At 69.2% G+C, this 13,343-nt stretch carries 14 protein-coding genes; 6 read left to right on the top strand and 8 right to left on the bottom strand.

The window, feature by feature from the left end; genetic code table 11:
* Positions 1–81: 81 nt before the first annotated feature.
* The 4 genes from ACOKM3_RS30385 to ACOKM3_RS30400 all read right to left on the bottom strand — a co-directional run bounded on the left by ACOKM3_RS30385 (position 82) and on the right by ACOKM3_RS30400 (position 4,975).
* A complete protein-coding gene (locus ACOKM3_RS30385) occupies positions 82–483 on the bottom strand; it encodes a hypothetical protein (protein ID WP_426904199.1) in 402 nt (133 codons plus the stop codon).
* A 108-nt stretch (positions 484–591) separates the two neighbouring features.
* Positions 592–2,475 carry a DNA/RNA helicase domain-containing protein gene (locus tag ACOKM3_RS30390; protein ID WP_426904200.1) on the bottom strand — a complete coding sequence of 628 codons (1,884 nt, stop codon included), beginning with the start codon at positions 2,473–2,475 and terminating at the stop codon, positions 592–594.
* A gap of 98 nt (positions 2,476–2,573) precedes the next feature.
* The gene (locus ACOKM3_RS30395) at positions 2,574–4,508 is read right to left on the bottom strand and encodes a DNA/RNA helicase domain-containing protein (protein WP_426904201.1); all 1,935 of its coding nucleotides are present in this window, start codon (positions 4,506–4,508) and stop codon (positions 2,574–2,576) included.
* 338 nt (positions 4,509–4,846) lie between these two features.
* Entirely contained in the window at positions 4,847–4,975 is a 129-nt protein-coding gene (locus tag ACOKM3_RS30400; RefSeq protein ID WP_426904202.1) for a DUF6408 family protein, read from the bottom strand.
* Between the two features lie 327 nt (positions 4,976–5,302).
* Here ACOKM3_RS30400 and ACOKM3_RS30405 point away from each other — a divergent pair, with 327 nt between their 5' ends.
* Positions 5,303–6,082 (top strand): nucleotidyltransferase domain-containing protein, encoded by a 780-nt coding sequence (locus ACOKM3_RS30405; RefSeq protein ID WP_426904203.1) that lies wholly within the window; start codon positions 5,303–5,305, stop codon positions 6,080–6,082.
* Here ACOKM3_RS30405 and ACOKM3_RS30410 read toward each other — a convergent pair.
* Complete coding sequence (locus ACOKM3_RS30410) at positions 6,079–6,615, bottom strand: 2'-5' RNA ligase family protein (RefSeq protein WP_426904204.1); 537 nt, start codon at positions 6,613–6,615, stop codon at positions 6,079–6,081. The genes ACOKM3_RS30405 and ACOKM3_RS30410 overlap by 4 nt on opposite strands.
* A gap of 136 nt (positions 6,616–6,751) precedes the next feature.
* Between ACOKM3_RS30410 and ACOKM3_RS30415 the strand changes: the two genes are divergently transcribed.
* Positions 6,752–8,575, top strand: a complete 1,824-nt coding sequence (locus ACOKM3_RS30415; protein ID WP_426904205.1) for an FUSC family protein — start codon at positions 6,752–6,754, stop codon at positions 8,573–8,575.
* Positions 8,576–8,599: 24 nt separating this feature from the next.
* Here the strand turns inward: ACOKM3_RS30415 and ACOKM3_RS30420 are convergent, their stop codons facing one another.
* Positions 8,600–9,565 carry an endonuclease/exonuclease/phosphatase family protein gene (locus tag ACOKM3_RS30420; RefSeq protein ID WP_426904206.1) on the bottom strand — a complete coding sequence of 322 codons (966 nt, stop codon included), beginning with the start codon at positions 9,563–9,565 and terminating at the stop codon, positions 8,600–8,602.
* A gap of 219 nt (positions 9,566–9,784) precedes the next feature.
* Here ACOKM3_RS30420 and ACOKM3_RS30425 point away from each other — a divergent pair, with 219 nt between their 5' ends.
* Together ACOKM3_RS30425 and ACOKM3_RS30430 are read left to right on the top strand one after the other, a co-directional pair.
* Complete coding sequence (locus ACOKM3_RS30425) at positions 9,785–10,477, top strand: DUF899 domain-containing protein (RefSeq protein WP_426904207.1); 693 nt, start codon at positions 9,785–9,787, stop codon at positions 10,475–10,477.
* 172 nt (positions 10,478–10,649) lie between these two features.
* Positions 10,650–10,832 (top strand): hypothetical protein, encoded by a 183-nt coding sequence (locus ACOKM3_RS30430; protein WP_426904208.1) that lies wholly within the window; start codon positions 10,650–10,652, stop codon positions 10,830–10,832.
* Between the two features lie 24 nt (positions 10,833–10,856).
* Here the strand turns inward: ACOKM3_RS30430 and ACOKM3_RS30435 are convergent, their stop codons facing one another.
* Together ACOKM3_RS30435 and ACOKM3_RS30440 are read right to left on the bottom strand one after the other, a co-directional pair.
* On the bottom strand, positions 10,857–11,333 hold the full coding sequence (locus ACOKM3_RS30435) for a hypothetical protein (protein ID WP_426904209.1): 477 nt from the start codon (positions 11,331–11,333) through the stop codon (positions 10,857–10,859).
* A 58-nt stretch (positions 11,334–11,391) separates the two neighbouring features.
* Positions 11,392–11,790, bottom strand: coding sequence for an ATP-binding protein (locus ACOKM3_RS30440; protein ID WP_426904210.1), 399 nt, complete (start codon positions 11,788–11,790; stop codon positions 11,392–11,394).
* Positions 11,791–12,170: 380 nt separating this feature from the next.
* On the opposite strand from ACOKM3_RS30440, the gene ACOKM3_RS30445 reads away from it, so the two are divergent.
* Together ACOKM3_RS30445 and ACOKM3_RS30450 are read left to right on the top strand one after the other, a co-directional pair.
* Positions 12,171–13,040, top strand: a complete 870-nt coding sequence (locus ACOKM3_RS30445; RefSeq protein WP_426904211.1) for a helix-turn-helix domain-containing protein — start codon at positions 12,171–12,173, stop codon at positions 13,038–13,040.
* A complete protein-coding gene (locus tag ACOKM3_RS30450; protein ID WP_266720810.1) occupies positions 13,041–13,313 on the top strand; it encodes a DUF397 domain-containing protein in 273 nt (90 codons plus the stop codon). It abuts the gene before it with no gap.
* Positions 13,314–13,343 lie beyond the last annotated feature (30 nt).

A 13,343-nucleotide genomic window follows, 5' to 3' on the forward strand; every position in this document is an offset into this window, starting at 1 on the left:
TGCACTCCTTAGTCGTCCGTGCGGGCGGCCGGCGTCGTTCGTTCATTGCATCGCGCGGAGGGGGTAAGGCCGGGCCTGAAGTCAGGAACCGCCCTTGCCTACCGCTGCCAACGCCGTTGTGGTCAACGTGCAGACGAGTGTGACAAGTGCTCCCAGGCTGGCGAGGCCCGTGGTCGGACTGGAGAACAGTTCGCCCCCTGCGCGGCGCAGGGTTGGGCGAATGAACAGGCTCCGTGCGCGTTGCCATTTGTGCTGTTCGAGATGGCACCCTCGTAAGGCGCCATGGGCGTTGTTACGGCACTTCTCGCCACTTCTCCGTGTCTGGGCGCCGCACGAATTCGGCGCCTGGAACAGGAACCAGAGGCAACTCAGCGCAAAGAGCGCCGTCAGTCCGGCTGGGCCGATGTCGGATGTGAGCCAGCCGGCGATGGCGAGGACGAGCGCTATCAGACCCCAATACGGCCAGATCTTCTTCCAGCTCATGGCCGACGAGGCTAGGGCGGGAGTTGGCTCGCATGGAGAGCGCACGGGGTGTAGACGTCACAGACCCCATGCCCCTGCGGGGCTGGTTCGCGCTCTTGCCCACCGCCGTCACCTCGTCACGGAAGCGCGTTCCACTGCCCCGACAAGTTCCCGCAGTTTCGCCCGCGTCTCCGCGTCCGTCGAGTAGATGACTGTGCCGACCATGCCACGTGTGAGGAGGACCTTGTACGTATTGCGGATCAGGCGGTCGACATCGGTATCCGGGGTCGATCTCTTGAAGGCCGGATCCTTGGACGCCGTGCGATCAGTGACCCAGTGGTCTCCTCGCCACACGAGGTCGGGGCCGATGATGACGCCACTCCAGTCGTACTCGAAGCCCTGTGCGGTGTAGACGCAACCGACCTGTCCGAAGCCGGCTGGGTCGGTGGCCCAGAGAGCGGCCGGCGGCGCCCCGGCGATCCCCCGGTCGCCGGCCACATTCCACGGTCGCTGCCAGCCCCCGACGATGACGTCGGTAGGTAGGGCCTGCCCCGGCGGGACCTTCTTCGTCCATTTCCAGCAGTAGCCGGCTGACATGCGTGCGCTGTATCCGAGGCCTCGTCGGTCGTCGAGGAATTGCTCCATCTCGGAGGGAGTGTCCGCGATGAGGAGTTGCATCCTGTCGTCAGGTTCCCACGGCAGTACCCCGCCCTCCTCAAGGCCCAACAGCCGTACCACCCAACGCAGATAGGAATCGCTGCCACCGCAGCGGAACTGCGTGTCCAGCGGTACGACCTGGCATGACAGGTTCTTCGCGGAAGCCGCAGCCCTGATCTCCGCGACCGTCCCCATCTCGCCGGGACGGACGACCTGGTGCTCGTCCAGTAGGAACACCGGGACGCGTGCGGCGTCGATCAGTTCCTCGATCTGAGCCTTGCCGGTGCGGTGGGCAGCCCGGGTATACCGATTGGCGGAGGTCTCGCGCATTCGGTGCGCCTCGTCGCAGATGAGGACATCAAGGCCGTTGCGTTCGGCGGTCATGAAGCTGTTGAAGTACTTGAAGAGATCCCGCACTTGAGGCTTGCGGGCACCCGCCACTTTACGCATGGTGGTGGTGAAGGAACTGGAACCCGTCGCATGTAGTGCTGTGGTCCCGCGGCGATACAGCTCCCCGAGGAGCGACAGTGCGATGACGCTCTTGCCCGTCCCGGGACCGCCGGTCACTACGACGACCTCCTTGTGGTCCGACCCTTTTGCGCGTCGTACCGCCTCCAGGACCGTCCGATAGGCGATCTGTTGCTCGTCTAGCAGAGTGAACTGCTCCCGGTCGCGTACCTCTTGAGCTGCCACAGCCATCAGCTGCTTTGAAGGGCCGACCTTCGCATTGAGTAGCTCGTCGGCAGCCTGCGCACCGGATGCCGGGCTCAGCTTCGAGCGCAGGAACTCCATGAATTCGCCGCGCCGCTCGCCGATGAAGAGCTGGCCGGCCTCGTTCTGGTCGGCTTCGAACAGGCCTCCGACGCCGAACTGGGAGGCGTTGTGAAGGAAGGCCGCACCGCAAATGCGATTCGGGTGGTCGGCCAGAGAGGCATTGAACGAGGTCAAGTACTTGACATATCCCCGTACTTGATCGACCGGATTCAGTACGGGCCGACCATACGCCTCGATCTGGCAGAGGGATGGAGCGTCGTCCACGGGCGCGGCATTGCTCCACTGCTTCAACTCGACCACGACGTAAGAGGGCTGACCGGTCGCCGGATGGACGCCGGCCAGTACTGCATCGGCGCGCTTGCTGGTGAGGGGGAGGCCGTACTCCAGGATCATCTCCACCTGCCCGAGCCCTGCGTCGTTGAGCGCGCCCGCCAGGACGGGGATGCTGCGTTCCCATGATTGCGCCTCAGCGACGCTGGGCCTGTAGCCATGGAGGTATGCGAACTGCTCGGTCATACGCAGGAAAAGAGAACCGGACAGACACTCGGCGGCGACCGCGGCGGCGGAGGCGCGGAACAGCAACAGATGCTCCCAGGCAGCACGAAAGAACTCGTGCGGGTGGGGGCGTGTCCTCTGTGTCCGCCTCGGCGGAGCGGAAGCCCGGCGGGCCGCTATGACGATTACTCGAACTCTATCGCGAGCTGTTCGGCCACGTCCTTCGCCAGGGGGGTGGCCGCCGGGGGCAGCTTGCGCTTCGGAGGCCTGCTGAGCGGATTGTCCGCAACGGTGCCGCTGATCAGTGTGCGCAGCGCATTGCGTGTGTCCGCGTCCTCGGCGTAGACCACTATGCCGCTGCGAGCGCGCGTCAGCAGAACGTGATAGGCGTTCCGTACCAACTCGTCCACGCGTTCGTCGCTCACCGAAGCAGGTTTCAGCTTGCTGTCATGGGTTTTGGTGCGGTCGACGGTGAAGCGGTTGTCACGCCACACCAGGTCGGGGCCGATGATGACGCCGGTCCAGTCGAACTCGAAGTTCTGAGCGGTGTAGATGCAGCCGATCTGTCCGAACCCGCGCGGGTCTGTCGCCCATTGGCTGGACTCAGGCACGTCCTCGAGCCGTATGCCGTCCTTCGCGTTCCAAGGTCGGTGCCAGTCGCCGATGCGCACTTCCTGGAGAAGCTCGCCGTTCTTGGGCGTCTTCCACTCCCAGCAGAACCCTGCGGTCATCCGAGCCTGGAGACTCTCCTGATGGATCCGCTCTTCCAGAAAGGTCTCCATTTCCTCGGGGGTCTCGGCGAGTCGGACATCGATACGACCGTCCGGAACCCAAGGGCGTGGAGTGGTTGGCTTGAGAGTGAGCAGCTTCGTCACCCAGTCACGGAACGCGGCGCTTCCCTCGGCCCGGAACATTCCGGGTAGCTCGATGACTTCGCTGTCGCAGCCAAGGGCATTGGCTCGTTCGATGAGGTACTTCACGGTGCCGACTTCGTTGGGGCGCAACGACTGCCAGTCGTCGAGCAGGAAGACAGGAACTTCAGCGGCGTGGATCAGCTCGTCGGCCTGGGGCCACCCGCGCTCCTTGACCCACCGCTTGACGTCACGGCCATCCGATGTCAGACGTATTCGGTGTGCCTCGTCACAGATCAGGACCTCTAGGGCATTCTCCTCGACTTCTCCGAACTGCTGGAAGAAGCGGAAGTCCTTACGCGCTTGCCGTTCAGCCGCGCCCTTACGTCCGCGCGGAGCAGAGTCGATGGCAGCCTGGCGTAGATTATTGGTGAATGATCGGGAACCACTGGCGTGCACCACGTGGTGGTTCTCTTGGCGAAGAGTGCGCAGGAGTTCCACGGCCACTGCGGTCTTTCCACTGCCGGGACCGCCCTGGATGATGATGACCTTCTTGCAGGCGTCCCTTCCTTGTGCGCTGCCCCGCACGGCCTGTCGTACTTCCTGGAACGCGATCTCCTGTTCCTTCTGCAGTGCGAAGACGGGGTGCGGGCTTCCGACTCGGCTGAAGGCCTCGCTTGAGGACGGGGTTTCGTATTGCTGAGCCTGGCACAAGACATCTGCGGCACGGGATCCGGATTCACCGGTGGACAGACGTGCGGACAGGAATCGCCTGAAATCGTCGAGTTGGTCGCGGGTGAACAGTCGCCCGTGGTCGGTCTGTGTCAACTCGAAGAGGGGAGCGACCTCTGCCCTGGCGTTGTGCAACAGGGCTGCTCCTGCGACCCGTTCACGGTTCCCGTGGAGCGGGGCGAGGTTCTGCACCAGATATTCGCAGTAGCGCTGGACCTGACGTACAGGATGGAGCTTCAGCTTGTCGTAGCCCGCGTCCACGGCGATCGAGTTGGTCGGTGAGACAGCAGCCTTGCGCCATTGCTTCAACTCGATGACGACGTAGGACAGGTCTTTCGTGACCGGATGCACTCCGGCGAGGATGACGTCCGCTTCGCCGGCCATGCCGGGCGTTGCGTACTCGACGAGGACCTCCACGTCGTCCAGCCCTTGGTCAAGGAGGGATTCGACGACGTCCGGGAGGCTTTCCTCCCAAGAGGCGACGAGACCGGCGCCCGGCTTCTTCTTGTTGGGATGTGACCGCGTGTACGCGTCCATGAGCTTCGACGTGAGTGGCAGCTGGGCCTGTCCCGTCGGCATGATAAGTGGCCGCAGCGCGGACGCGGACTTTCGGAGCAACAAAGGGATTTCCCCACAGGCACGACAGATCTCGTGCGGGTGGGGGCATGTCCTGAAAGGAAGCCCGTCGGGCCGCGATGACTCTTCGTACGTTATCCCGTGGTCACGCCGTTCGGCTGACGATCACCGAAGGTTTCTGACGTACGGAAAGCGTGCGGTGAGCGGCCCGCTCATGACCCCGGAACGGTTACGGGGGGGGGACCGCAGAGCATGACATACGAGAGGGGATGGCCCCCGGGCCATCCCCAGCCTCACCTTCAGACGATGAGGTGCACGGCGCTCTCCACAACCACCTTCACCAGGTCCACGCCCAAGCCGACGGCGATGCCGACGGTGATGTCGCGGATCCAGGTCCGGCGCTTGGGCATGTACTCGACGGGAACCATGTGAGGCAACTCCTTCAGAGGCGGATGGCAGGGAGGGTTCCCAAACCTGGGAACTGTTCCGGCCTCTGTGAGGCCCTGCCACGTAGCTCATGGCTCTGCGTATCCGACTGCTGAGGGCGCTGCGTTCGCAGGCCTCGGCCAGCACCCTCCGGGGAGGAAGCTTTCGCGCCAGGCCACGCTATCCCACAACTGTGCTACGTGAGGCAGACGTTGAAGCCCAGGTGTCCGTGTAGGCCGCCCGGGAAGCCTGACGTGAGCGGCGCAGCTTGCGCACCGTTCCCGTGGGTGGCCGATCAAGGCTGGCCGCCCCGGGCGTAGCGTGGCCGCATGATCGCTGAATCCGGCACCGACGACGTCTTCCTCGACCGCCTCGCCGACCGGCTCGACGCGTTGCCCGGGGTGCACGCCGTGACCCTGGGTGGGTCGCGGGCGCAAGGTACGCACACCGATGCGAGTGACTGGGACACGGCCGTGTACTACCGGGGGAGCGAGGGGCTGTTCGAGCCCCGGCACCTGCGGGACGTCGGGTGGGAGGGCGAGGTCTCCGAGATCGGCGGCTGGGGTGGTGGTGTCTTCAATGGTGGGGCGTGGCTGGCCGTTGATGGACGGCGTGTCGATGTGCACTACCGGGATCTGGATGTCGTCGAGCACGAGCTGAGTGAGGCCGAGGACGGGCGGTTTCGCGTTGAGCCGTTGATGTTTCATCTGGCCGGGATTCCGTCGTATCTCGTTGTCGCCGAGTTGGCCGTGAACCGTGTGCTGCGCGGGCGCACGCCCCGGCCCGACGGGTATCCGGCCGCGCTGCGCAAAGCCGCGCCCGAGGTGTGGTGGGGGCGTGCCTCGATCACCCTCGAGTACGCGAAGGGGAACAACGTGCCCCTCGGTGGGCGCACCGAGGTCCTCGGGGCCGTGGCCGGTGCCGCGATGCAGGCGGGGCACGCGGTGCTCGCCGTGCGCGGGGAGTGGGTGACCAACGAGAAGCGGCTGTTGGAGCGGGCCGGGCTGCGGGGGATCGACGAGATCGTGTCCGACCCCGCGCTGTCGCTCGAAGAACTCGTCGACCGGGCCCGGGAGTTGATGGCGCGGGCGGTCGCCGACGCTCACTAGGCGGGGACGCCCAGCGGGTACGTGCGGAGGTCGCGCCAGCCCGTTCCCGCGCCCTCCGTCACGATCAGGTTCACCGACTCCACGCGCGCGTGCAGCGGCAGTGCCGGTGTGAACTCCGTCTCCGGGATGTCGTCCGTGCCCGCGCCGCTCGCCAGCGTGAGGTGGGGGTCGAGGCCCTCGTCGCCGAAGATGCCGCGGTACGGGACCGCCTCCGGCCAGCGTGACCGTAGCGACTTCGTCAGGGAGCGGAGGGGGTCGTCAGGGGTTGGGGGCAGGTAGAGGACGCCCGGCCAGCGGCGTACCTCGGCGAAGGTGAGGGGGAGCGGGGGCGTCGCCGAGAACAGGGCGCGCAGGTCGGCGTCCGTCTCCGGCGTGATCCGGGCCAGCGGGAGGAACGGGTACAGGAGCGTGATGTGGGCCCTCGACGGGGTGCGGACCAGGGTGTCCGCCTCCGGGACGTGGATGGTCAGGGCCGTGTCGCCGGGAAGATCCGGCCAGCCGCCATGGTTGTCGGGAGTACGTCGCGTGGGCACGGTCAAGTGTCACATTCCGGAAACCTCGCCGTTTCCTCCCCTCCAACAACTCCGCTTACGCTTGAGAAACCAGTTCAGGCTGGCCGACGGCGCCCGGCACCCTCCGTGTTCGTACGACAGGAGTCTGCTCACCGTCATGCGCCGCCCCCATTCGCTCCCGCCCTGGCTGAGCCACGCCCTGCGCGCCCAGCGCGCTCCCGTGCCGTGGCCCGCCGTCGTGCGCGGGGCCCTGGCCGGCGGGCCGCTGCTGCTCGTCGCCGTCGCCGCCGGGCGGCCGTCCAGCGGAGTGCTGCTCGCGCTCGGGACCCTGCTCGCCGGGGTCAACGACCGGCCGGGTCCGCGGCTCGCCGCCGTCTCGCGGCTCGGCGGGCCCGCGCTCGCCGGGGCGCTCGGCATGACCGTCGGCAGCTTCATCGGCGGGGCGCTGCCGACCGGAGCGCTCATCGCCTGCCTCTTCGCCGTGCTCGGGCTCGTGGGCGGCGCCTTCAGCGCCGTCGGGCCCGTCTCGTCCTCCGCCGGGACCCAGTTCCTCGTCACCGTCGCCATAGGCGCCGGGATGCCGCTGCCGGAGCCCGCCTGGCAGCGCGCGCTGCTGTTCGCCGGGGGCGCGGCGTGGCTGATCCTGCTGCGGCTGCTGCTGCCCTCTCCCGTACGCACGAACGTACGGACGAAGGGGCTCGGCTACCTCTACGACGGTGAGCGTGCCGCCGTCGCCTCCGTGTACGAGGCCGTGGCCCGGCTGCTCGACGCCGTCGGCGGACCCGAGGCCCAGGCCCGGCGCGCCGCGCTGACCGCCGCCCTCGACCAGGCGCAGGACGCCCTGCGGCCCGGCCGCTCGGCGGCCACCCGGCGCCTGCGCCGCCAGTACTCCGCCGCCCTCCCGCTCGCCGAGGCCGCCACCGCGCTCGCCTGGACCGGGGACCCGGTGCCCGCGCGCGCCGGGGAGGGGCCGCGCCGGCTCGCCGCCGCCGTACGGACCGGGGAGGCGCCCGGCGCGCTGCCCGCTCCCGCCCGCGCCGGCGCGGGGCTTCGCGCCCTCGACGAGGCGCTGCTGCGGGCCGCCGAGGCCTTCGACGGGGCCGCCGTCCACCTGCCGTCGGGCCGGCGGCGCGCGTCCGTGCGCGGGGTGCTGCGCAGGGTGACCGGCCCCGCCGGGCGCGAGTACGGCGTCCGGGTCGGGCTCTCCTTCGGCGCCAGCGCCGCCGTCGCCCAGGCCCTGCACCCGCTGCACTGGTACTGGCTCCCCGCCACCGCCGTCTTTCTCGTGAAGCCGGACCTCGGGCCGCTCGCCTCGCGCGCGCTCTGCCGGGCCGCCGGGACCGTCGCGGGCGCGGTCCTCTTCGCGGGGCTCGCCGCCGTGCTGCCCCAGCCCCTCGGGCTCGTCGCGCTCGTCGCCGCCTGTGGGGCGCTGATCCCCGTCGCCACCCGGCACTTCGCCGCGCAGACCGCCGTCGTCACCGTCCTCGTACTGTCCCTGGTGATGGTGGGCGGGGAGCCGATGGCGTCCTGGGGCCGGATCACCGAGACGCTGCTGGCCTGCGCCATCGTGCTGGTCGCCGGGCATCTGCCGCTGCCGGGCGGGCACCGCGGCGGCGGGGTGCGGGTGCGGCTCGACGTCGCGCACGACGCCGCCCGCGCCTACGTACGGCACGTGCTGAGCGAATCCGAGGAAGGAGCCAAGGGCGCCGGGGGAGCGCAGGGCGTCGACCGGCACGGGCGGTGGGCGCTGCGCCGCGAGGCGTACCGGACGCTCGCGCAGGCGCGGGCCGCCGTCGACCTCGCCGCCGCCGAACTGCCGGTGCTCGCGCGGCACTCGGACGGCTCGCGGCAGGTGACCGTCGTACTGGAGCGGCTCGTCGACGCGACGACCGCGTGCGCGGTGCAGGTCGACGACACCGGGCGGGTGCCCGAGCAGCACGCGCGCAAGATCGACGTGCTGCTCGCGGAACTCGCCGCGTAAGCCGCGTAACAGGGGCTCAGGGGCTCAGGGGCGCAGGTCGACCCATACCGGGGCGTGGTCGGAGCCCGGCGCGTCCCGCCGCTCGTCCGGATCGTCGCTCACCGACGGCAGCGCCTCGAGCTCGGCGCCGGCCTGCTCCCGGGACGGACCGGTGCCCGCGCGGACGACGTGGCCGAGCAGCTCGTGCGAGACGAAGACGTGGTCGATCAGCTCGCGGCGGCCCTCGTGGACCCGTGAGTACCGCTGCTCCTCGGGGATCAGCGGCGCCACGTTCCACAGCCGCCGCGCGTCGCCCTTGTCCGGGTGGTCGAAGCCGGGCGTGCCGATCTCGGAGCCGGGCGGACCCTGGACGATCTGAGTGGTCGAGGCGGCTACCTCGTCGTTGAAGTCGCCCATGACGGCGACGCGTACGCCTTGACCGCCCTCCCCGATGAGGGTGTTCGCGAAGGCGCGCACGGTGGCCGCCTCCGCCGCCCGCCGTTGCAGCGCGTACGCCGCGTAGCGTGCCCGCTCGCCCTCGTCGCGCGGGAAGAACCTGCCGCCCGGGTACCCGAGCAGCTTCGACTTGAGGTGGCAGACGGCGGCCGTGAGCCACGTCGCCCGCGTCGAGAAGTGCACGGCGAGCACGCCCCGCCCCATCCGGTCCGCGGTCCTGCCCGTGTCGTCGACCTGCACCGGGCGCAGGTCGGTCGGGAACTCGGCGGTGTCGCCGACCACGTTCATGAACACGCTGGTGAGAAAGCCGACCCGGATCCCGCGCTCGTCCGGGTACTCGGACAGCAGCACCTCGTACCGGCCGTCGAGCAGCTGCACCAGATCGTCGAGCGCCGCCGGGTCGCCGACCTCCTGCACGCCGAGCAGGGTGGGGCTCAGGCTGTTCACGGTGGCGGCCAGCGAGGCAAGTTTCGCCTCGTACGCGGCCTTGTCGCGCGGGCCGTAGGGGCCGCCGGGGCGGTAGAGGTTCTCCAGGTTCCAGGTACCGACGAGCATGGTGTGCTCCGTCCTAGGGCCGGCCCGGACGGGCCGGGGCGGCCAGCGTGCCAGCGGCTCCGCCGGGAGGACAGCGCTCCTTCAGGAATCAGGACCGCTTCCAGGAAATCGGGGCCGCTTCCGGGAAATCAGGACCGCTTCAAAAAACTTTCGCCGAAGCGATGAGTTCCGCACAGCCCTCCGGTCACCCCTCCGAGAGACACGACCCGAGGAGGAACCATGGGGCTGCCGAAGGTGGTCACGCGCGAGGAATGGCGCGCCGCGCGCGAGGAACTGCTCGCCCTGGAGAAGGCGGCGACCCGGGCGCGGGACGAACTGAACACGCGGCGCCGCGAGTTGCCCATGGTCGAGATCGACAAGTCGTATGTCTTCGAGGGCCCGGACGGGAAGTCGGAGCTGCTCGACCTGTTCGAGGGGCGCGCCCAACTCGTCGTCTACCACTTCATGTTCGCGCCCGACTGGGACGCGGGCTGCCCCAGCTGCTCCGGATTCCTCGACCAGATCGGGCACCTGGCGCATCTGCGGGCCCGCGGTACGGAGTTCGTGGCGGTGTCCCGCGCGCCGTTCACCCGGATCCTGCCGTTCAAGGCGCGGATGGGCTGGACGGTGCCCTGGTACTCGTCCCATCTCAGCGATTTCAACGTGGACTTCGGCGCCACGTTCACGGGCGAGGACGGCGCTCTCCAGGAGCAGCCCGCGATCAGCTGCTTCCTGCGTGAGGGGGAGCGGGTCTTCCACACGTACTCGACGTTCGCGCGCGGCATGGACCACATCGGGTTCACCACGAACCTCCTGGACCTCACCGCTCTCGGCCGTCAGGAGGAGTGGGAGAGGCCGGAGGGGCGCGCGTCGGCTCTCGGGGCCCCTGCGGGCAGTGCGCGCGTGCGCTACCACGACGAATACGTCGACTGAGGGCGAATACGTCGACCGAAGACATCGGCCGAGCGGCCTGACCTCGTATCAACTCGGTGTCATTATCGTCACGTTGCGAGCCGGGAGTGCCCCTGTCAGCGTTCTCCCTCATGAAGCGCCCGGACGCGTGGGGCGCCGTACATCGGCACGATCACGGGGGCAGGGACGGACGATGGTCAATGGACGAGTGGTACTGCGACGATTCCCGGCAGGCGGGCCCCGCGGCTCCTGGCCCGCGGAGGAGTACGCGAACCGGCGCCGCCAGGAGGGCCAACCGGCCGAGGTGGTCATGGACTTGGCGACGGACGCGTTCCTGGTGATCGTGCGGGAGCCAGTGGCCGACCTCGTGGGCTGACGCTGCCCGTAGGGGGACTGCGAACTACGAGGCGCCGACCGAACGCGACCACACCGGCGTGGTCCCCGTGACCCGGCACAGCGCGAGATACAGCGGAATCGGCGGCGTGTACGGCACCGAACCCTCCGGACGGTGCACCAGGGCGGGTGCCCGCGGCACGTCCGGCACCAGGGCGCCCGCCGTGTAGCGCGCGGGCGCGGGCCACTCCAGGGACACATCGGAGTCCGAGGGCACGAGCCACCACCAGTGCGCCCCGTCCGCGTACACACAGCCCATCCGCGGCAGGCGCTTCGCCATCGCCCGGCCGAACTCCTCGGGCACCGCGACGGCGTCGCAGCCGAGCGGCGCGGTCATGCCCGCGGGCACGCTGAGCCGCACGGGGGGCGTGCAGCCCGGACGCGGGGCCTCCGCCTGCTCCGGACGCCGGGGGCGACGCCCCCGGGCCAGTCCGGCCAGCGAGTTCAAGTGCATCGTCCGCTTGCCCGTTGTCACCACGCCCATCCGATCCCGTTTCGCACGTTCGTCGTTCCTCCGCCCGCCGTCCGACAGGGGCGGGCGTTCACCAGGCCCATTCGGCGCCGTCCGATGCGCCGGGGACGGGGCCCGGCGGCTGCGGCTCCCGTTCGTCGCGGGGCAGTTCGGCCCAGACGAGGAGGCCGGGCCCGGTCTCCTGGGCGCCCCACGCCGTGGCGACAGCGGCCACGAGAAGGAGCCCCCTGCCGTGCTCCTCCTCGGGCGCGACGCGGCCCGCGCGGGCGTCACCGGGAATGCACCCCTCGTCCCGTACCGCTATCCGCAGCCGGTCACCGGAGTCGTCGCGCAGCTCGCGCAGTTCGCAGTGGATGCGCCGGCTCGCGGTGTGCACGATCGCGTTCGTGACCAGTTCGGACACGACGAGGGCCGCCGCGTCACAGGTGTCCTCGCACGCGCCCCACGCACTGAGGTGGGTACGCGTCACGCGCCGGGCCTGAGCGGCGGAGCCCGGATGGGGAGCCAGTTCGAAACTGCTGCGACGGGCAGCCGACGGGTGGGCCCCTGTCGGGGTACCCGAACGGTCACCGAGCGTAGTTTCGCCGGCTTCTGTTCCTAAAGGCGCAGACGGAGTCACGCTTGCCACTATCTCCCCGCCATGAACACTTGGCAAGGGCCACTCTGAAAAGTGCAGAGTGGCGTATGCCGTGTGGAGTGGGCATGGCACACTGCTCGCAGCAGCGCGCCACGCGGCCCCCATCGGGGGCTAATCGCAGGGAAACGGCCGGTGAGGGACGTCTTTCGGACCTTTTCCCGCGATGAAAAGTGGCGGGATTCAGACATCGGGACTACTGGGAGGTAGGGGGCGTGAGCGAACCTCGGTCCGCGCCGACGGTCGGCCAGGTCGTTCTCGGCCGCCGCCTGCAGGACCTTCGCGAGAGCGCCGGACTCAAGCGCGAGGAGGCCGCGAAAGTACTCCGCGTGACCGCCGCGACGATCCGCCGCATGGAAACCGCCGAGGTCTCCCTGCGCATCCCGTACGTCCAGTTGCTCCTGAAGGCCTACGGCGTCGCCGACGAAGAGACCACGTCCTTCGTGCAGCTCGCGGAGGAGGCGAACAAGCCGGGCTGGTGGCAGCGGTACCACGACATCCTGCCCGGCTGGTTCTCCATGTACGTGAGCCTGGAGGGCGCGGCCCGGCTCATCAGGTCGTACGACCCGCACTTCGTGCCCGGCCTGCTCCAGACCGAGGACTACGCGCGCGGGGTGCTGGAATCCGGCGCGATAGGGCGGGCGCTCGCCGAGGACCCCGATGTCGTCGAGCGGCACGTCGCCCTGCGCATGCGGCGCCAGGCCCTGCTCACCCGCGAGGACGCGCCCCGCCTGTGGGTCGTGATGGACGAGACCGCCCTGCGCCGCCCGGTCGGCGACATGGACGTGATGCGCGCCCAGATCGACCGGCTGCTCGAGGCGATGGAGCTGCCGAACGTGACGCTTCAGGTCGCGGAGTTCGCCGCGGGCCCGCACCCGGGCACGTACGGACCCTTCGTCCTGTTCCGATTTGCCATGTCAGAACTGCCGGACATGGTCTACAGCGAGTACCTGACAGGCGCCGTCTACCTCGACGCGCGCCCCGAGGTGGCCACCCACCTGGAAGTCATGGACCGCATGGCGGCGCATGCCGCGACGGCGCAACGCACAAAGGAGATCCTCCGCGATCTCCGCAAGGAGCTGTGAATGGACTCGATCAAGGACCGAATACGCGGCGTCGACGGCGAGCCGATCTACAACGGCATGCCCGCGCGCGAACTCGGCAGCGAAGGCTGGCACAAGCCGTGGAGCGGCGGCAACGGAGGCAACTGCCTCGAAGCCATGAAGCTGGCCGACGGGCGCGTCGCCGTACGTCAGTCCTCGGACCCGGACGGGCCCGCGCTGATCTACACCATCGGTGAGATCACCGCGTTCATCGAAGGGGCGAAGTCGGGGGCCGCGGACTTTCTGCTGTCGTGACGCGCCACGGATCGCCTGCGTTCGGGTGGG

The organism is Streptomyces nidicola, from assembly GCF_050106155.1.
In the GTDB taxonomy this organism is placed as follows: domain Bacteria; phylum Actinomycetota; class Actinomycetes; order Streptomycetales; family Streptomycetaceae; genus Streptomyces.